This window comes from Maridesulfovibrio bastinii DSM 16055, from assembly GCF_000429985.1.
Taxonomy (GTDB): Bacteria; Desulfobacterota; Desulfovibrionia; order Desulfovibrionales; family Desulfovibrionaceae; genus Maridesulfovibrio; species Maridesulfovibrio bastinii.
Map to the genome: position 1 here is coordinate 1 of NZ_AUCX01000021.1, position 20,736 is coordinate 20,736.

General features: G+C 42.6%; 11 protein-coding genes. 7 read left to right on the forward strand and 4 right to left on the reverse strand.

The window, feature by feature from the left end; genetic code table 11:
• A partial coding sequence (locus G496_RS21470; protein WP_034633088.1) for a hypothetical protein occupies positions 1-221 on the forward strand: 221 nt, incomplete at its 5' end.
• Between the two features lie 105 nt (positions 222-326).
• On the opposite strand, the gene G496_RS0111390 is transcribed toward G496_RS21470, so the two are convergent.
• Positions 327-956: a nitroreductase family protein gene (locus tag G496_RS0111390; RefSeq protein WP_027179401.1), complete on the reverse strand. Its 630-nt coding sequence runs from the start codon at positions 954-956 to the stop codon at positions 327-329.
• A 333-nt stretch (positions 957-1,289) separates the two neighbouring features.
• Here G496_RS0111390 and G496_RS19500 point away from each other — a divergent pair, with 333 nt between their 5' ends.
• Positions 1,290-8,426 (forward strand): transporter substrate-binding domain-containing protein, encoded by a 7,137-nt coding sequence (locus tag G496_RS19500; protein WP_084407553.1) that lies wholly within the window; start codon positions 1,290-1,292, stop codon positions 8,424-8,426.
• A gap of 6 nt (positions 8,427-8,432) precedes the next feature.
• Entirely contained in the window at positions 8,433-9,350 is a 918-nt protein-coding gene (locus G496_RS0111400) for a GGDEF domain-containing response regulator (RefSeq protein ID WP_027179402.1), read from the forward strand.
• Between the two features lie 75 nt (positions 9,351-9,425).
• Here G496_RS0111400 and G496_RS19505 read toward each other — a convergent pair whose 3' ends face one another.
• Positions 9,426-10,070: a queuosine precursor transporter gene (locus G496_RS19505; RefSeq protein WP_034633090.1), complete on the reverse strand. Its 645-nt coding sequence runs from the start codon at positions 10,068-10,070 to the stop codon at positions 9,426-9,428.
• Between the two features lie 206 nt (positions 10,071-10,276).
• Here G496_RS19505 and queF point away from each other — a divergent pair, with 206 nt between their 5' ends.
• The 4 genes from queF (at position 10,277) to G496_RS0111425 (ending at position 15,721) form a co-directional block, all read left to right on the forward strand.
• A complete protein-coding gene (gene queF / locus G496_RS0111410) occupies positions 10,277-10,780 on the forward strand; it encodes a preQ(1) synthase (protein ID WP_027179403.1) in 504 nt (167 codons plus the stop codon).
• A 175-nt stretch (positions 10,781-10,955) separates the two neighbouring features.
• Positions 10,956-11,258 carry a late competence development ComFB family protein gene (locus G496_RS0111415; RefSeq protein ID WP_027179404.1) on the forward strand — a complete coding sequence of 101 codons (303 nt, stop codon included), beginning with the start codon at positions 10,956-10,958 and terminating at the stop codon, positions 11,256-11,258.
• Between the two features lie 80 nt (positions 11,259-11,338).
• A complete protein-coding gene (locus tag G496_RS0111420; protein WP_027179405.1) occupies positions 11,339-12,505 on the forward strand; it encodes an efflux RND transporter periplasmic adaptor subunit in 1,167 nt (388 codons plus the stop codon).
• Between the two features lie 72 nt (positions 12,506-12,577).
• The gene (locus G496_RS0111425; RefSeq protein WP_027179406.1) at positions 12,578-15,721 is read left to right on the forward strand and encodes an efflux RND transporter permease subunit; all 3,144 of its coding nucleotides are present in this window, start codon (positions 12,578-12,580) and stop codon (positions 15,719-15,721) included.
• A 104-nt stretch (positions 15,722-15,825) separates the two neighbouring features.
• Here the strand turns inward: G496_RS0111425 and G496_RS20595 are convergent, their stop codons facing one another.
• A complete protein-coding gene (locus G496_RS20595) occupies positions 15,826-19,311 on the reverse strand; it encodes an EAL domain-containing protein (protein WP_051294995.1) in 3,486 nt (1,161 codons plus the stop codon).
• A gap of 123 nt (positions 19,312-19,434) precedes the next feature.
• A complete protein-coding gene (locus tag G496_RS0111435; protein ID WP_084407554.1) occupies positions 19,435-20,640 on the reverse strand; it encodes a PAS domain-containing sensor histidine kinase in 1,206 nt (401 codons plus the stop codon).
• Between the last annotated feature and the right edge of the window lie 96 nt (positions 20,641-20,736).

The window sequence follows — 20,736 nt, forward strand, 5'->3', positions numbered from 1 at the left end:
TTCACGGACATCGCTATGCCAGAATGCGCGGCCTCTCGAAGGCTCAAGAACAAAGTCTCCTCTGCGCAGCCTGCCAAAACATGAAGAAAATAGCGCTTATCCTAAGCGCTAGACGCATATTTTCTGATATTTTTAAAACTATTGCCTTCAAAGAGAGTTCCGTTCACTGTTTTGCTTCGAACTTGGGATTTGATCGACCAAATTTAAATTTTTCAAACTAAATCGAACAGAAATAGGGCGTAATAAAACCCCGCTTTTAAAAAAAACGGGGTTAGTCAGCAATCTGAAACCCTTGAAAGGGTTTCACTTTCAAGGGTTGCGGTTATTTAGAATTTTTTAACGATATCTTCGTAGCTTTTCCGCCATGCTTTCGGGAAGATTTCAATACCCTGTTTCAGGTGTCCGACTGCAATCAACATTGTGAGCCAGTACTGATCGGGAATATTGAATTCTTTTGTTACGCCATCAAGGTCAAATCCATCCATTGGATGAGTCTGGAGGCCTCTGTTGGATGCGCTGTACATAAGTGACATTGCAAAGAGTGCCGCATTTTTGCATGCGAAGGCCTGAATCCTGTCTTCGGTAGTCCCGTAAAGTCCTCCAGTTGTTTCAGTAAACCACTGGTATTTATCTTCGGTCATAATTCCGGACTTGACGTTGTTTTTGAACAGTTTTTCAAGTCCTTCGTTGCCAGCCTGCCATCCTTTACGGTCAGCAAGAACCATTAATACAACTGGGGCATCAGTAATTTTGGGCTGATCCCAGGCCAGTTTTCTGAGACGTGCTTTTTCTTCGTGATCTCTCAAAACAACAAGATTCCACGGCTGGAGATTGAAGCTTGAAGGTGCTTTTGCAGCATCTTCTACAATGGCTTTGAGTTCTTCCTCGCTGACTTCTTTTTCAGGATCAAAGAAGTTCACTGCGCGCCTTTTTTCCAACACTTCCGAGAAGTCCATGTTCTATCTCCTTTATTATGTATTTTTAATTGTTAAAAACACTTAGGTCTATTTTTAGAAAAGCTGTAAGCAGGGGGATTTATATTGGATTCATTACTAGAAAATTTATCAATTGATTTTCAAATGTAATATATCTGCTGATTCTTTAAGTATCATATCAAAAAGCTTTCTGTCAGCTTGAAAATAAATCTAATTGCAGAACGACAATAAATTATAATTTTTGCATGCTATAAAAATATGTACCTCTTATAGAAAATAATGAATATTGAGTTTATCAGGGGCCAGTGATATTTATTGAAAATATAGTACAATTCCAGTTGTCGGGGGACGTTAATGGATTTTAGCAGGCGATTTTATTTTAGTATATTTTTATTGATCTCCCTTTTTATCTTCTCGTCTTTATCCATCTGCTACGCCCAAAATTCCACACAAATACCTCAAAAGCTCAAACTGACCCCGGAGAAAAAGCTCAAACTGACCCAGGAGGAATCTGAATTTTTATCTAAAACCAAGGTGCTGAGATACAGCTCCATATTTAATCTGCCCCCGTATAATTTCTCCAGCGGTGATAAATTAAGCGGCTATACAGTTGATGTCCTCCACAGGGTTGCAGATATTCTCGGGCTGGAATTTAAAGCTCATTTCTATCCTGAAGCTCCTTCATACAACAGTGTTCTTGATTCCGGAAAAGCAGATATTGTAGGCGCTTTGGCAAAAACACCGGCAAGAGCCGGCAAAATGCTGTTCGTTGGACCTTTTGTAAAAATGAGTGGAGCCATAGCATCCAGACATGGCATACCGTATATTCGCAATATCGCTGAGATAAAGGGTCGAACCGTTGCAGTTATGGAAGGCGGTTACGTCGATCAGATTCTTGAAAATGAGTATCCGGGAATAAAAATAATAAAGAGTAAAACGCCACTTGATGTTTTGAAAAAGGTTTACAGTGGTGAAGCTGAATTGAGTCTCGGTCCATATTTTACCTACAAGGCGGTTGTAGAGGCCAATTCACTGCCTTCAATCAATGTATACCGTTTTCAGTCATCGCCATATTTTGATCCAAGACCTATATATCTGGCGGTAAAAAAAGGTAATAATGTTTTAAAATCACTGCTGGAAAAATCGCTTGATTTAATTGGTCCGGCTGAAATTGAAGCGATTAAAAGAAAGTGGACGGCTTTCCCGGAACATGATTCTCCGCGTCCCTTGAATTTGACTGCTACTGAGAAAAAATTTTTAAATTCACATAAAGTTGTTCCTGTTTTCTGTGAAGATGATCTGGAAACATTTTGCTCCTATAATGATGGAAAGTATCAGGGCTTTTCTGTGGATATGCTCGAAAGGGCCGCAGCTAATGTCGGGTTGAATCTGGATTTTAAACCAAAATCAAAGTCCTTTTTAAATCATAAAAATCTTAAAAATGGCGTTCTACTCAATGTTTCTGAAAGCAGCTCAGAAGATAAGGGTCTTTTTTTTACAGAGCCTTTTTCCCGTGAGCCATGGGGAATTTTAACAAATGAGAAAACTTCAGAACTCCTTTCCTTAAAAAATCTGTCAGGGAAAAATGTTGCTGTCCGGGCTAAATATACTGGATTGATAAAGGCTCTTGAAGAGCATTATCCGGATATTAAGATTGTCAAAACCAGTGATTCTGAAAATGCGATTAAGAAACTGATTCAAGGTGATGTTGATTCAGTTATAGGTGTTGAAGCAATTCTTAAATATCTTGATGCCTTGAAACCATATCGCAAACTGGTTTCAACCCCGGTGCTGTGGGATAATTATCTGGGAGCATACAAGCCGGTATTCGGTATAAAAAATCAGCTGTTAAAGTCTATTCTGCAGAAAGGCCTCAACCAGATTTCTGAAGCGGATAAAAACAGTCTGCGGCTGAAGTGGGTATCGCTTGAAACTGCTCCTGCGGGGGGACCGAAGCTTACTGCCATAGAAAAAGATTATATAGCTGATAATCCGGTTGTTAGAATTCTCTGTGAAAAAGACCGGGCTCCAATCAATTTTATCGGCAAAAACGGACCAGCCGGATATTCTGTTGATTATTTTAAACTTCTTGCTGAGAGAGCCGGATTTAAGGTTGAGTTTATAAACAGGACCAAGCAGGATTCAAGTCTTGCAAAAATTAGTAAACATGAAGTTGATGTTGTTGTTAACGCTGTCAGCAACACTTCGTGGGATAAATCAGCATTTTTCAGTTCACCGTATCTTGATCTTGAGCTTGGGCTTGCAGGTTTGAAATCTAACGGTGTTTTTGATCTTGAATTTTTTGAAGGTAAAAAAATCGGAGCCTTGCGTGGTGAACCTCTCACAGGATACATATCTTCACTTTATCCTGATATTGAGATTACCGGGTTCAACAATGTCGGAGACATGCTGGCGGCACTGTCTGCCGGGCGGGTGGATGCCGTTGCCGGATACCGTCCAGTTCTTGATTACCACATAAGAAAAGGTGGATATAATAATCTGCAGGTCCGGGTTATCCGGGATAAGAGGCTTCTTAAAAGCGGAGTTGGCCGTGTAAGGATGGCCATTAGAAAAGACCGGCTTATTTTAAAGAACATTTTGCAGAAATCGGCAGATACCGTAACTGTTCAGGATCTGGATATACTCGGTGTAAAATGGCTGAGCGGTAACCCCGGAGGGCGTGTAGTTAATTCCGGGCAGAAAGTTGTTTTGAACAACAGGGAAAAAAAGTTTCTTGCTGATTCCAAACCTCTTCTATTCAGTGAACGGGCCTGGGAGCCTCTTTCTATCATAGATGAAAACGGTTCCTTTAGTGGTATTGCCGCTGATTACCTGAAACTTATTACTGATCGCACCGGGTTGAGATTTAAATTTGTGCCAAGCCTGTCGTGGACTGACGTTCTGAAAAAATATGATCAGGGCCTGATTGATGTTGTTCCCAACATAAGTTCCGCTGACAATGTCGGCAGAGAAATGCTGCTTTCAGAAGTTTTTCTTGATTTTCCGCTGATTATTGTGGGCAGAGAGAACTCAGCTTATGTGAATGATCTTTCGCAGTTGAACGGCAGGAAGGTCGGAGTAGGCCGGGGGTACGCCGCCTATAATTATCTTAAAAAGAATTTCCCCGGTATTGATCTTATCCAGACAGATACTGTTGATGACGGTCTGATTATGCTTTCCAGCGGAGAGGTGGATGCTTTTGTCGGGCATGCAGCAGTTGTCATAAATAAAATCAGAAAACTCGGAGTTTCAGATTTAAAAATTATAGGTTCCACCAACTACAAATTCATGCACCGTATCGGTGTGGACCCCAGATATTCCGAAGCTGTTTCAATAATCAATAAAGCTCTGTCCTCAATCTCCGAGGAAGATCACCGTAGAATTTATCAGAAGTGGCTCAATCCCTCTGAAAACGATGCCCTTGATTACAGCCTGATATGGGAAATCGGCGGAGTGGCCTTAATTCTGCTGGTTTTCTTCATGGGATGGAACCGCAAGCTTTTTTATCTTAATTCAAAATTGAACAGCGAAATCAAGCGCAGAAGAAAAATGGAGCTGGTCCACAGGTCTCTGCATAAAATCGCCATGGCTGTTATGGACGTAAGCGGTATTGATGAGTTTTATAAAGTTCTCCATTTCTGCATCAATGAATTTATGTATGCCGATAATTTTTTTGTCGTGCGCTGCGAGGATTCAAACGATATTCAATTCGCTTACTGTGTTGATGAGCATAAAGATTTTTCAAGCCACGGTGAGTGCTACCTTGAGCTTTCAAGGTATATAATAGCTAGTGGTGAACCGGCTCTTATTGATCGTGAAAAAATGTGTAGTCTTGTCAGAACAGGACAGGTTGATTGCGGAGAGTCTGATTTTGAAGTCTGGATAGGAGTTCCGCTTATCCGTGAGAATAAGGTGCTCGGAGTCATTTCCGTTCAGAGCTATGACCCCCGCAACGAGCTTGATGCACAGGACCTTGAGTTACTGATATTTGTTTCCAGATATATAATGATCGCACTTGAAAGGATGTCTCTGAGAGATCAGAGCATGAAACAGACTGAAGAGCTTGCCGATCGTGAAGCTAGCTTCAGATCACTTTTTGATTCCTCAGGCGATGGTATTGTTCTGATGGATCTTGATTTTGAAATACTTAATGCCAACCAGTCCGCATTGAAACTATACGGTTGCCATGGTCTGGAAGAATTCAAAACTTATTCGGCAATTGATCTTTCCGCTGAAACTCAGGCTTCTGACATTGCAAGCATTGAGCTTGCAAAAAAATATATGCTGGAAGTGTATACAACCGGATACAGTGAATTCGAATGGGTTTCAAAAAAAGTCGATGGAACCATCTGGTTCGCCAGCATAAGCCTTAACCTTGTGAATTTGAAACAGGGACCGGCTGTTCAGGCTTCCATCCGTGATATTACTGAAACAAGACAGATGCGAAAGGACCTTGAGCGCAGCATTTCCATGATGTCGGCAACTATTGAATCCACTGCTGATGGAATACTCGTACTTGACCCCATGGATCGTCCCAGTGTCTGGAACAGAAGATTTATGGAGCTATGGAATATCTCGGCTGATATCCTTGAATCCGGCAGTCTTGAATATCTGGATGTACTTGCCCGTAAAGTTGAGAATCCGGATACTTTTCTGGCCAAGATTGAAGAATTCAGGGAAAGACCTGATGATGACAGCTTTGATGAAGTTGCCCTGATTGACGGCAGAGTGCTTGAACGTCTCTCCCGCCCGCAGAGGATCGGTACCAATGTCGTCGGCAGGGTCTGGAGTTTTAGGGATGTTACTGCTCAGCGAATGAGTGAATCAGCCCTTCTTGAGTCTCACCGCAGGCTGAATGATATTATTGAATTTCTTCCAGATTCTACTCTGGTTATAGATCGTGAAGGCCGGGTAATGGCCTGGAATAAAGCCATGGAGGAGATTACCGGTATTCCCAAAGGGAAGATGCTCGGAAAAGGAAATTTTGAATATTCCCTACCTTTTTACGGAGAGCGCCGCCCAATTCTTATCGACATGGTCCTTCAGGACTCTATGAATGATAATTCCTATCTTTACGATCACATGGCCAGCAGAGGGGACATCCATTATGCCGAGGTCTATACTCCGAATGCTTTCGGTGGAAAGGGGGCCTATTTATGGGGCGTTGCACGTTCTCTATATAATTCCAACGGTGAGATTGTAGGCAGTATTGAGTGTTTGAGAGATATTACCGAAAGACGCAACACTGAGCTTGATCTTGAAAGAGTCAGCAAGGAAGCCGAAGCCGCAGTGCGGGCCAAGAGTGAGTTCCTTGCTAACATGAGTCATGAAATCAGAACTCCTATGAACAGCATCCTCGGTATCGGATTTCTGCTCGGTAGAACCGGGCTTGATAATAAACAGGGTGACTATCTAGAAAAAATGATGTCCTCGGCCAACAGTCTCCTCAATATTATTGACGATATTCTGGATTTTTCAAAAATTGAAGCTGGCAAAATGCAGGTTGAAAAAATAGAATTCAGGCTGGACAGCGTATTAAGAAATGTAGCTGATATTGTGGCTGTAAAAGCTGAAGAAAAAAATCTGGAATTTATTTTATATGCTGAGCCTGATGTTCCACAGCATATTTTAGGAGACCCTTTGAGAATTGGTCAGATTCTAACCAATCTTACCAATAATGCCATAAAGTTCACCGGAGAAGGGGAAATTGAGATAAGAGTCTCCTTGAATCAGCTCTCAGGACATTTTGCGGAATTGAGGTTTATGGTCAGAGATACGGGTATAGGGCTTAGTGCGGAAGAGGTTGGAAAACTTTTTCAATCCTTCACACAGGCGGATACCTCGACCACTCGCAAATATGGTGGAACAGGGCTTGGCCTTGCTATCTGCAAAACTCTTGTGGAGCTTATGGGTGGAGCCATCGGTGTTGAAAGCCTGCCGGGAATGGGCAGCACTTTCTTTTTTGATGTCGGGTTTGAACTCCCTGAAAATCAGCCTGCTCTATTTATTCCCGGAAAATATAAAGGCTCCAGAGTTGCCGTTGTGGATGACAACCACTCCATTCTTGATTGTCTACGGTCTTTTCTTGAGTCTATGGATTTCAGGGTGGAGACAATGTCTTCCGGGGCTGAACTCAAGCGCAGCCTTGATGAATCTATTGAAACTGATGATCTGTTTAAAATGGTCATTCTCGACTGGAAAGTAGGAGAAGAGCTTGGAGTGGAGCATGCCGCTTTAGTCAGGGAGAAGGACCAGTACAAAGATCTCCCTGTCATACTTATGGCTTCGGCCGGAGGTGATTCCGAGCTGAGAGGCGCCTCGGTTGAGGCTGGAATTGATGTTGTTGTCAATAAGCCCTTAACTCATTCTGCATTATGGACAGTTGTTTCCGGTCTGTTTGACAGAAAAAGGGAAGCTGTCGAGAGAACCGATGGAATTTCTCCTGTAGAATCTATGAAAAGTATTCGTGGAGCCAGAATCCTTCTGGTCGAAGACAGCCACGTTAATCAGATTGTCGCCCTTGATCTGCTTGAAAATGCTGGATTGCGGGTAAGCGTTGTAGATAATGGAATCAAGGCCATTGAAGCCGTAAAAAAGACTGATTTTGATCTAGTGCTTATGGATATCCAGATGCCTGAAATGGACGGACTGACCGCTGTTCGGGAAATCAGGAAGGATGCTAAAAATAAGGACCTTCCGATAATAGCGATGACAGCTCACGCTATGAGCGGGGACCGGGAAAAGAGCCTCGCCGCCGGAATGAACGAGCATCTTACCAAACCTATCAATCCCGGCTTGTTGTATGAAGAGCTGCTTAAATTTATTTCTCCGGGAGAAAGGACTGATGCTCCTGTTTTTGAAGAGCGTGAGAAATCCTCTGATAATATCGAGTTTCCCGAAGTTCCGGGGCTTAATGTTGAAAGCGGCTTGAGCAATGTTGCAGGCAGCAGGCGCGGGTATGCCCGTGTCTTAAAAAGTTTTAAAGAGGATTATTCCGGAGCAGCGGAAGCAATGCGCAGCTGTATTGAAAATGGTGATATGAACAAAGCTGCGGCTCTGGCTCATTCAGCTAAAGGCGTTGCCGGAAATATGGGCGCAGAGTTATTCTTAAAGGCTGCTCAGGATCTTGAAAAAGCAATTAAGTCGGGATCGGATAATATCTATGATTCTCTTGCTGAATATGAAAAAGAATTAAATATCCTGATTAAGGGGCTTCAAAATTTCTCTGATACTGTTATAAGGCATGTGGAGTCTGCTGATTATAATCCGGTTACTGTGCGTAGAGTTATCTCAAACCTTCACTCTCTGCTGGAAGAAGGTAACGCTATGTCGGTAGAGGTTATGGAAGAGCTCAGGCAGAGGCTTGCAGGAAAAGGTGTCGAAAGTGAACTGGATGTGCTAAGTTCCTTAATAGATAATTATGATTTCGATGATGCATCAAGATACCTTGATGATCTTGAGAAGACTATTGATTTAGAAAACGGTGGATAAAAGAGTATGACCAGCGAAAACAGGGCAAAAATTCTTGTTGTGGACGATGAAAGGATGAATCTCAATATCCTGTCTGACCTGCTGATAGATGATTATAAGGTCATCCTTGCCAAGAACGGCACTCAGGCTCTTGAAAGAGCATGGTCTGACAACCCTCCTGATATCATCCTTCTGGACGTTATGATGCCTGAAATGGACGGGTACACCGTGCTGCATAAATTGAAGGAGGATGAACGGACCAAAAATACTCCGGTCATCTTTATTACCGCTCTTGATTCAATTGAAGACGAAGCCACCGGGCTTGAAAAAGGTGCAATGGACTATATCAGAAAGCCATTTCACCCTCCGATTGTTAAGGCAAGGATTAGAAATCACCTGACTCTTGTCCGCCAGCGTCATCTGCTGGAGGGGTTGGCAAATTATGATGCCCTTACTGAAATTCCCAATAGACGTAATTACGAACTTTCAGTGGACAGGGAATGGAGAAGGTGTCAGCGGGCATTTCTCCCTATTTCGCTTGCTATGGTCGATGTAGATTGTTTTAAGCAGTATAATGACAACTATGGCCATACTGCCGGTGATGTTGCCTTAAAGAAGGTCGCGGGCATAATAAGCTCTGCGATAAACAGGCCCTGTGACCTTGCGGCCCGCTATGGAGGGGAGGAATTTGTTATTCTTCTGCCTGAAACTGATGCCTATGGAGCAAGATATCTTGTAGAAGATATCAGAAAAAAAGTTGAACAGCTTGAAATCAAACATGAATTTTCACCTATAAATCCTTTTCTGACCATAAGTATTGGCGGCGTAACTTTAATTCCCGGAGTAACTAACAGTGCCGAGGTCCTTATAGAAAGTGCAGATGCCATGATGTATCAGGCCAAGCGCGGTGGCAAAAATGCTGTTATATGGGAAGATATGACTTAGGGGTTAGAAGGATGTTGAAGAGTTTTGTAAAAAGCGTCCCCGGATCATGCCACAGCTGACCGGGGACGCTTTTTCTTATGCTTCTGCCCGAGTCTGTCCGGCAGTGCGGAATCTGATAAATGATACAACCAGATATACAAAAGGGGTATCCAGTAGTGCGATGCCTATTTTGGCAACCCACTGCCCCAGAATTATATCCGTAACCGGCAGAACTCCGTAGAATGCCACGGTTACAAATACGGTTGAGTCTATCAACTGTGAGATGATGGTTGAGGCATTGTTCCTGATCCAGAGATGTTTCTGTCCGGTTATGTTTTTGATGAAGTGGAAAAGCCAGACATCATGGTTCTGGCTGATGATATAAGCTGTCAGTGAGGCCAGAACGATGCGTGGAGTGCTTGAAAATACGCTTTTAAAGGCTTCCTGATTCTGCCAGAAAGGAGCTGGATCCCATATCTGTGCCAGCCATGAAAGCGTAATTGCGGCAATAAGCGCAAAGAATCCGCTTCGGACTACTTCATTGGCCTGCTCTTTTCCCCATATTTCACTGATTACGTCAGAAACAATGAAAGTCAGCGAATATGCCAGAACTCCGGCAGGCGCGGTAAAACCGAAAATGTTGATGATTTTTGAAGATACAAAGGCTGCAACGACAAGTGAACCTATAAAAAGGCTCGTGAGAAGAGTGAACGCTTTGCGTTCAAAAGGTGAAGAGAACATATAATCCCTTGTGTTGAATGTTGATGTCTTGGGACTGCCGCTCCATCCGGCTCAGGCAAAAGGGAGAAAGTCCTGAACCTCGATGGTGGAGCCCCGGGGTTGAATACATACGAAGCTGAGGGTATAGAACCCTGCTTCTTTTGAAAGACCGAATGCCAGTATAATGCAGGTAAGTCAAAATTAATATAACGCAGTCAGGAGTAAAAATGGATACTACCAGAAGTCAGGATAAAACAGGCGGATTGAAATCACTTGGTAAGGCAGGATCAACCGAATATAATTACAGCAGCCCTTCGGCTGATATTTTAGAAACATTTCCCAATAATTTCCCGGGAAGGCCTTATATAATAAGCATTGAATTCCCGGAATATACTTCGCTTTGTCCTGTTACAGGTCAGCCTGATTTTGCTACTATAGTAATCGAGTATATCCCTGACCGGCTTTGTGTAGAGTCTAAAAGTTTTAAACTTTACATGGGAGCTTATCGCAATCATCAGTCTTTTATGGAAACCATCACCAACAATATGCTGGAAGATTTTGTTTCAAAACTTTCCCCGCTCTGGATAAGGGTTAAAGGGCTTTTTGTTCCCAGAGGCGGAACCAAGCTCCATGTATTTGCAGAGGAATATAAAGAGGATTCAGAGCATTACGAAAAAGTTCGCGAAGTTGTACGTGAATGGAAATCAGAATCAGGAAGGCATGAATCCTGATCCTTAATATTTCTTATGTTTTTATGGTTCTTTTAAACATAGTTGTGGCTGATGTTGATTTTTAAGTAGGTTGATTAATTTTGACTTTGCTACCTGCATTAGGCTTTTCTGTGACCTTTAAATAGGATATAAGTGTAAAGAACTTTTATTCGTCAGAATCAACGGAGGTCTTTATATGCTGACCTATGAGCAGATTTTTGAGTCCGGGGATATTGAAAACCTTGCACAGCGTCTGGTTTATGAAGAACTCGTTGCAATTGTAGAGGGTAATAAAATTTCCTTTTGCCTTTGTGATATTTGTGTCCATGACATTGTCTGTCTGACTCTTAACAAAGTTCCGGGATTTTATACTTCCAGTATTCTGGAGCGTCTGGTGCCTAGTGAAGAGTTTCAGTCACAGTATGAACAGTTGCGTCTGCTGATTAGAAAAGTTCTGCCCGAATCTATAGAACTGGTAAAGGAACATTCTCACCACTAAAGTGTTTCTGCTCCGGAATATGCTTTAAGTGTTGTTTTTCGTATTATCCTAATGAATTTCATTGCTAACCGGCGGGAAAAATGTCTTCGAAGATTAAATTTTTTACTTTGCTTGCGTTGTTGGGCCTGACCTTTGCTTTGAGCGGCTGTTTTGATGATGGTAAAAAAGAGAAGGCTGCCGTCAAAGCCGTTCCCTTGAAAGTCATCAAAGTTAAAACCCATGATGTTCCCATTAAAGGTGAATATGTCGGACAGATAGCGGCAACAAAAACTGTTGATATTAAATCACGTGTTCAGGGATATCTTGAAAAGTGGACTTTTAAAGAGGGCCAGCTGGTCAAGAAAGGTGATGTGCTTTTCCTTATTGATCCAAGGCAGTACAAGGAAGCCCTGAAACAGGCTAACGCGGAACTGGCCAGAACCAGAGCTTCACTTAGGAAGGCTACTACTGATTATCGCAGGTTTCAGGCGCTGCTTAAACAGGGTGCTGTCAGCCGTGAAGAATTTGATACCAAAAGTACTGACAAGCAGGTTCTGGAAGCCCAGCTTGATAATGATATGGCCGCAGTTGCCTCGGCAAAACTGAATTTAGGATATACCACCATTTCCGCGCCGATGGACGGCATTATAGGCCGGACTCAGGTTAATATCGGTGACCTTATCAAAGATGAAACCCTGACTAAAATCTCCTCTATTGATCCTGTTTATGTAAATTTCAGTATCCCTGAAAAAGAATACCTTATCGCAATACGTGAAATTGAGAAAAGAAAGAAAGCCGGGGAGAAATCTCCTATAGGTAATTTACAGATGATCCTTGCCGACGGAGGCACATATCCGCACAACGGAACTTTCAGCATGGCTGACCGTGCGGTGGATTCTTCCACAGGAACTCTCGGGATAAGAGCCGTATTTCCAAACCCTGAGCACATCTTAAGGGATGGACAGTACGCTAAAGTTGTTACCAGACTGAAAACTTTTAAAGATGCTCTCACTGTTCCGGCAAGGGCTGTTCTTGATACTCAGGGCAGTAAATCACTGCTGGTTGTCTCTGCAAACAGTACTGTCATCGAAAAATCCGTTAAAATTGCGTATTCCAATGACAAGCTCAGCATTATCGAAAGTGGAATTAATGACGGAGCTTTGATTATTGCCGACGGTGTTAAAAAGATTCGTCCGGGAACCAGGGTGGAGCCTGAAATTGTAGATGATCCGACTCTTCCCGGTAAGACCGCAGATTCAAAACAGTAATGTGAATTTTACCCGGTTCTGAATTTTTCAGAATCGGGTTTTGATTGTTTGGTAACCCTTCAAGGATCACTTATGATTAATTTTTTTATTGATAGACCGATCTTCTCATCCGTTATTTCAATTCTGATTACCATGGTAGGGTTGCTCAGTATTTTTACTCTGCCTATCGCCCAATATCCTGAAATAGCCCCGCCTACAGTTCAGGTTACTGCAAACTATAATGGCGCAAACGCTAAAGTAGTGGAAGAGACCGTGGCCGCTCCTATTGAGGAACAGGTCAACGGTGCTCAGGATATGCTTTATATGAACTCAATCAGTTCAAATGACGGCCGCTATGTTCTTAACATAAGCTTTGAGATCGGCCGTGATCTCGAACTGGCAACCGTTGACGTTCAGAACAGGGTTTCTCTTGCCACGCCCCAGCTCCCGTCAGATGTTACCAAGAGCGGTGTAAGTGTTAAGAAACAGTCGCCCAGTATGCTGGGTGCTATTTCCCTGTCTTCGCCGGATAAAACTTTTGATTCACTTTTTTTGAATAACTACGCCAAGATAAATCTTTATGATGCTTTGGCCCGTATCCCCGGTGTGGGTAGTATCACTATTTTCGGTGATCAGGATTACGGCATGAGGATCTGGCTTGATCCTGATAAAATGGCCCGCCTTGGAATAACTACAGGTGATGTCTCAACGGCTATTCAGGAGCAGAATCTGCAGGCTCCGGCAGGGCAGGTCGGGCAGCCCCCGACAAATAGCGGACAGCAGTTCCAGATGACTGTTCAGGTTAAAGGACGTCTGACTGAACCTGAGGAATTCGGTAAAATTATCATCAGGGCTGATCCGGATGGAAGTACAGTCAGAGTGCGTGATATTGCCCGTGTGGAAATGGGATCTAAGTCATATTATTCATTCGGACGTATCGATGGATCTCCTTCATGTCTGATGCTGCTTTATCAGCTTCCGGGAGCTAATGCTCTTGATGTCATGAAAGCAATTAGGGCTCAAATGAAGGAGCTTTCAGGGTATTTCCCCGCTGGGGTAACTTACTCTATTCCTTACGATACAACATTATTTGTTACCGCATCAATTGATGAAGTGCTTGAAACACTTTATGAAGCGATGGCTCTGGTTTTTATTGTTGTTTTTATATTTCTTCAGAATTTCCGTTCAACCATTGTGCCTATGATAGCTGTTCCCGTATCCTTGGTGGGAACTTTTGCTTTTTTTCAGCTTCTCGGATTTTCAATTAATACCCTGACCCTGTTCGGAATGGTTCTAGCCATTGGTATTGTTGTTGATGACGCAATTGTTGTTGTCGAGGCGGTTCAGAAAATAATTGATGAAGAAGGGCTGGATGCCCGAGCGGCCACAAAGAAGGCGATGAAGGAAGTTTCAGGGCCTATTGTTGCAACTACTGCGGTGCTTATTTCTGTTTTTGTCCCGGTTGCGTTCATGGGCGGAATCAGCGGGCGTCTTTATCAGCAGTTTGCACTGACTCTTGCTGTATCCGTAGGAATATCGTCTATCAATGCACTGACCTTTTCTCCAGCCATGTCAGCTCTTGTCTTAAGACCGCAGCGGGAAGCTCGCGGCCCTCTGGGAGCCTTTTTCAGGGTTTTTAATAAGTATTTTAATAAAATAACTTCAGGATATACTTCCGGAGTCCGCCTGGTCATCAGAAAATCAATTGTGGCTCTCGTTGTTTTCGGAGTCCTTCTTCTGGGAACATGGTCACTTTTCAAATCCGTTCCTACAGGTTTTGTTCCTGATGAGGATCAGGGTTATTTTATGACCAGCATCATGCTGCCGGAAGGCGCCTCACTTGAGAGATCAGACGCAGTGGCCCGCAAGGTTGAGAATATTCTTAAGACTGAGCCCGGAGTAAAAGATTATATGACTCTCGGAGGCTTCAATATTCTCAGTCAGGGATACAGCTCATATACGACAACCATGTTTGTAATGCTTGATCCGTGGGATAAACGTACTGATCCGTCATTGAGTCTGGCGGCAATTATCAGTGACACACAGAAAAAATTCAGAGAGATTCAGGAAGCCAATATAGTTAACTTCAGCCCGCCGCCTATCAGTGGTATCGGCTCTACAGGTGGTATTCAGTTTGAATTGCAGGACCGTTCCGGCGGAACCGTGGATGACCTGCAGCAGGCTGCTTCAGATTATATGAAGAAGGCCGCGGCCCGACCTGAACTCAGTAATGTTTTCACAACCTTCAGTGCAAATGTTCCGCAGCTTTTCTTTGATGTGGATAGAGACAAGGTTCGTAAACTGGGTATTCCGCTAAATGATATTTTCAGTGCGCTACAGACTTTTCTTGGTGGACTTTATATCAATGATTTCAATAAATACGGCAGAACATACCGCGTTATGGCTCAGGCTGATTCAGAGTTCAGAGAAAGCCCGGATAATGTGAGCAGTTTTTATGTAAGAAGCTCGGACAAAAAGATGGTGCCTCTCTCGACTCTTACTTCGTACAGATCAATAAGAGGTCCGGAGTATATAACAAGGTACAACCTTTACCGGACAATTGAGATCAGCGCCTCAACCCCGGCCGGATACAGTTCCGGGCAGTCTATAGCTGCTATGGAAGAAGTGGCTAAAGATAACCTGCCGCGCGGATATGGTTATGAATGGACAAACATCGCTTATCAGGAAAAGAAAGCCGGCAGCCAGACAGTTGCTATTTTTGCTCTTGCTCTGCTTATGGTCTTTCTGGTTCTTGCTGCACAGTATGAAAGCTGGGCAGTACCTCTCGCGGTTGTTTTTGCTGTTCCGCTTGGAGTTTTCGGTGCGATACTAGGACAGTGGATCAGAGGGCTTGATAATAACGTCTATGCCCAGATCGGATTGGTCATGCTGATTGGACTGGCTGCAAAAAACGCTATCCTTATTGTTGAATTTGCACGGGTCAGGCGGGAGCACGGTCTTAGTCTGGTTGATGCCGCTGTTGATGCCGCTAAAACAAGGTTCAGACCGATCCTGATGACTTCCTTTGCTTTCATTCTGGGTGTTATTCCACTGGTTATAGCCTCAGGTGCCGGTTCTGCAAGCCGCCACGCATTAGGAACCTCGGTTTTTGCCGGTATGATTGCCGCAACCATAATGGGTGTTATCTTTGTTCCCCTGTTCTTTGTGCTTGTTTCAAGGCTGTCGGATAAAAAAGCAAAGTCAGGCGGGGAAGAAATTAAAAATATGCATGAATAACAATTGAATCGAAGCAATGTATAATAGAAAACAGCCCGTTCTGAATTTCAGAGCGGGCTGTTTTTTTATTAATTGGATATGGTTTCAGCTAACCTGATTTGTGCTTAAATATTTTTAGTGTGCAGAAGTTTTCTTGCTTCGGTTGCCGGAACCGGGCGGCTGAAAAGGAAGCCCTGAACAAGATTGCAGTTCATAGCGTGGAGCATATTAAGCTGTCCTTCGGTTTCAACTCCTTCAGCAACAACATCAAGGCCGAGAGTATGGGCTAAAGCTATGACCATTTTTACAATTGCTTTGGATTCAGAGTCCTGTTCCATACGCATTACAAATGACTGGTCAACTTTAAGCACGTCTACCGGAAGGGCCTGAAGCTGAGAAAGTGAAGAATACCCGATACCGAAATCATCTACCGCAATCTTTACTCCAAGCCGTCTGATCTTACGCAGTTTCTGGATTGCCATCTGGAGATTTTCCATAATAGCTGTTTCAGTGACTTCAAGTCTTAGATTCTCAGGAGGAATTCCTGTTTCTCTAAGTATAGAGTCGGTCATTTCCAGCAGATCAGGTTGCGAAAACTGGCGCGCCGAGAGGTTGACTGCAAGGGTTACGTTTCGAGCTGAAGGAAAGTTTTTTCTCCATGCGCTGAGAGTGGCACAGGCATCAGCGAAAACCCATTTACCAATGTCTGAGATTAAGCCTGATTCCTCGGCAACGGGAATAAATCTGCCGGGGGATACAAGTCCGTTTTTAGGATGATTCCAGCGTATCAGAGCTTCAAAACCGTTAAGAGACATACTGTTTAAGGCGTATATCGGCTGGTAGAACGTTTCGAATTCGTTATCAGCAAGACCCTTGCGAAGCTCGCTTTCCACCTGAACTTCGGAAATTACACGATCATGGAGTCTTTTGGTAAAGACCATGAACCTGTTTTTACCAAGTTCTTTCGAGCGGTACATGCTGATATCCGCATCACGGAGGATAGAGTCACTTTCCCGGTATTCATCCATCTTAAGGACGATGCCTATACTTGCGCTGATGACAACTTCGTTGCCATGGACCAGCAGGGGATCGGTAATGCTGTCACGGACTTTTTCCGCAACTGAGATAATTTGTTTCGGATCATCGACAGCATCGAGCAGTATTCCGAATTCATCACCGCCAAGCCTTGCGAGACTGTCAATCGGGCGCAGGAGACCTTTCAGCTTGTGACCTATATAGACCAGAAGTTCGTCCCCGGCCATGTGACCGAGGCTGTCATTAATTTTTTTAAAGCGGTCAAGGTCAACCAGCATCACAGCAAAGGAATAAGACGGGTCCGCTTTTTTTCTTGCCAGTGCGCGGGAAAGCCGTTCGATAAAAAGAGCCCTGTTGGGAAGTCCGGTCAGCGAATCATGCAGAGCCTGATGGGTGATCTGCTTTTCATATTCCTTACGTTCAGAAATATCATTGAAAATGAAGAAAGCTCCGGCGATTGAGCCTTTAAAATTGAAGGGATAACCGAGTATTGAGACTGGAATTATTCTGCCATCGGATGTCCTGCGCTGTGATTCTTCATTAATAAACTGTCCGCTTATGACGGCTTTAACGAAGGTTTGAGCTTCTTCTATTTTATCTTCCGGTATAAAACTGCTCCGCAGTGATTCCAGATTATCATTATCACCAAACAGGGTTTTGAATTCTTTATTGACATTGACGATGTTTCCATCCTTATCCAGAAGGCATATAGCCTGCGGAGAGTTTTCAAAAAGCTGGGTGAATCTTGCCTTCTGATTATCTCTGGAAGATTCAGCAAGTTTTTTTTCAGTTATGTCGTCAAAAGTTCCTTCAAGATATTTTCTACTGTTCTGTCCACTGATTCTTTTTATATTGACGGAAATCCAGATTTTATTTCCGTTTTTGCGTTTTATAAGGCATTCGAAATTTTTAAGTTCCCCATGATGTTCAAGATGCCTGCTTATTTTGTCTCTGTCAGCCTTGTAGTGATAGAAATCATTGATATTTAGTTTATTTTCAATCTCCTCAGACGATTCATAACCCATGATTCTGGCAAATGTGGGGTTTACGCTAATCAGGATTCCATTCTCATCAGTCTGGAAAAGACCCTCTACGGAATTTTCAAAAATATTGCGGAATTTTAATTCACTTTTGAGCAGAGCTTCAGCGGCGTTTTTCCTCTCTACGGCAATAGCAATATTTTCTGCGGCAGCTATGAGAAGCTCATGATCGCTGTCTGAAAAATGATCAGGATCGTGATAATCCTGAGTAACAATCGCTCCTATTACATTGGCCCCAGATTTGAGTGGTGCCGCTACCCATATCTGAGGAGCTGTACCTGCAAATCCGCCTTTCATGGCAGCTCTTTTACCTATGTCTTCCTTTTTGAGAATTAAGGGCTGGCCTGTTTTAATTACCTCGTTGACCAGTAACCTGCTGTTCTCATTGCAGCTGTCGTCAGTAAAAGGGTTTGGGTCTATTTCATCAACAAAATAGGGGAAAGACAGCTTTCCGCATTTATTGTCTTTTAGTGCAACATAAAAGTTATTGACTTTTAATACTTCCCTCAAAATTTTATGAATCGATTTGAACAGAATATCCAGACCGTCTGCGTGGAAAACTTCATTGGTAAGTTTGTATAATGCTTTAGTTATCTGCTCCGATCTGACCCTTTGAGAAACATCGCGGATTGATTGTATCGCTCCGATTACTTTGTGGTTCCTGCCGTAAAGAGGTGATACTTTAATCCAGACCCATGCTCCCCGGCCGTTATGCAGATTCGGTACAAAGGTTTCAGAGATGAGTGTGTCTTCATCCTTTTCTACATCAGGATACACATTTTCAATTTTCCCGATAGATTCGCCAATGAAGTTAATAAGAGTCGGGCGGGATGATCCGTAAAATGGAATAGCGTACGCATTATCACCTTTTCTTATAATATCCTTTTTAGGGATACCGGTCATTTTTTCAATAGCTCTGTTCCAGGCTATAACCTTTTTCCTGCTGTCGATGACGAAAGTTGCATCAGGAAGAAATTCAATTATGTCCTGAAGCCTTCTGTGAGTTTCTTTTATGGCGTCTTCCGCATGCTTTTTAAGGGTGATGTTATGCAGGTCAATGAGCATATCATCATGTGGAAGAGGGATTATTCTGGCATCAAAATGGTGGGCATAGTGTGTTTCGGGCCTATCCAGCTGGAAATTTATGATTTCGCGGCTCAGCTGACTTACTTTCGCTCTTTCCTGAAATTTATCATTGTCAAAAAGCTCATTAAGTTCAAAAATATTCTTACTTTTGAAAAAGTTTTCTGAAAGGCCGAAAACATTTTCAATGGCACCGTAGGAGCTTATGATTGTCCCATCATTTTTAATATGAAAGATAACGTCGGGGGTATGAGAGAAGAAGGCCTCCATGGTGCGCTTTTTTTCTATAATGGCGCTTAACTCATCATTATCCGTGGTGCGGAGGAGTTTTATTTCTTCTTCAAATTCTTTATATGTCGCGTCTATTTCAATCAGCAGGGCCTGAATTTTATCAGGGTTCGGTTCAGTATTGCCGAAATATTTTCTTATCTGACTGGCTAATATGCTGTGCATTTTTCCGCCTTGATGGTCGCACTGTTTCTAATTTTAATAAGGTGTGAAAAATTATATATTACACTGGTATTTTCTTCAAGAAAGTTAAAAAAATAGTTGTCTTTGCTTTAAAATAATAGCTTGCTATATAAGATTTCTCGGAATCTCAACAACAAAAGTTGTGCCTTCCTTTTTATCAGATTTCATGCCGACAATACCATTTAAGTACTTTTCAGTAAGAATTTTAACACTATAAGTACCTATACCTCTCCCTGCACCCTTTGTTGAGAAAGATCTTCTGAACAGTTGCAGCTGAACTTCCTTGGGGATGTAACTATCATTCTTTACTGCAATAAGAGCTGTTTTTTCACTTAATTCATAGTCAAGATGGATTATCTGACCGGCAAAAGAAGCCTCAAGAGCGTTTTTTACAAGATTTTCAGTTATTCTAAGTAAAATATTTTTATCTGTTTTTATGATTGCTCTTTCAGAATTATTTAAAATTATGTCCTTCCCGTCACCAATGGAGCTTCCTGAAAACATTGTAGCAACTTCATTTAGCAGGTCCGGAAGATCGAATTCTTCAGTTTTGATTTCAAGGCTGGATTTTTCGGCAGCGATGATCATTCTATGGCCCTGTATTTCTCTGGCCATGAAATGGGCTCTTTCTTTGATAAGTCCGGCAAGTTCTTTAGGGCTCATTTCCATATCGTCAATTATGAGTGAAGTTGCACCCACGATACTGTTCACCGCATTGAGCATGTCGTGGTAAAAAATTTGTTCCATACTTTCTTTTAATTTGCTGTCTGAGATATCGTTTAAATAAACTATGATATACTTTTCATTCTCAATATAGACAGGAGTAGCGTGGACTTTTAGATTTAGAGCTTTGATTCCTTCATCTGATTTGGCAAGAAGGGAACATTCGTTTTTATTCTCTTTTCCTGAAAGAGCACAGGAAATTGCTTTTAACATTCCGCACAGGCTGCATGCATCACTCGTTCCGCATCCATTTGTGCAGCCGGAGTTAATGCATGAGAGAAATTCACCGGGCAGTCGGCCGTAAATATCGTTTTTAGTTTTGTAATCAAAATTTTTGATGAGCTTTTCGTTGCAGAGCACAACTCTACGGTCTTCATTCAGAACGAAAACCATTTCAGGGTAAGATTCTATAATCTCCGGCTTAAAGCTTTCCAGAAGTCTGTCGCGTTGTTTATCAAGGATTTTTGAGTCTATTGAAACTGAGGGCCAAAATGATTCTTCTGAAAAATTTTCCTGAGATAACAGGTTCATTCCAGTGTATTTGGTGATCAAAGGAAATTTGGCAGATAAAAGCTGTGTCTTTTTCACGATTCGTCCTTGAAATTTTGCAATCAAAAAAAGGGCATCGTAAATTTACTTTATTCTCCTGAATAGTTCTATCTGTTTTTAGCAGATTTTTGAGGA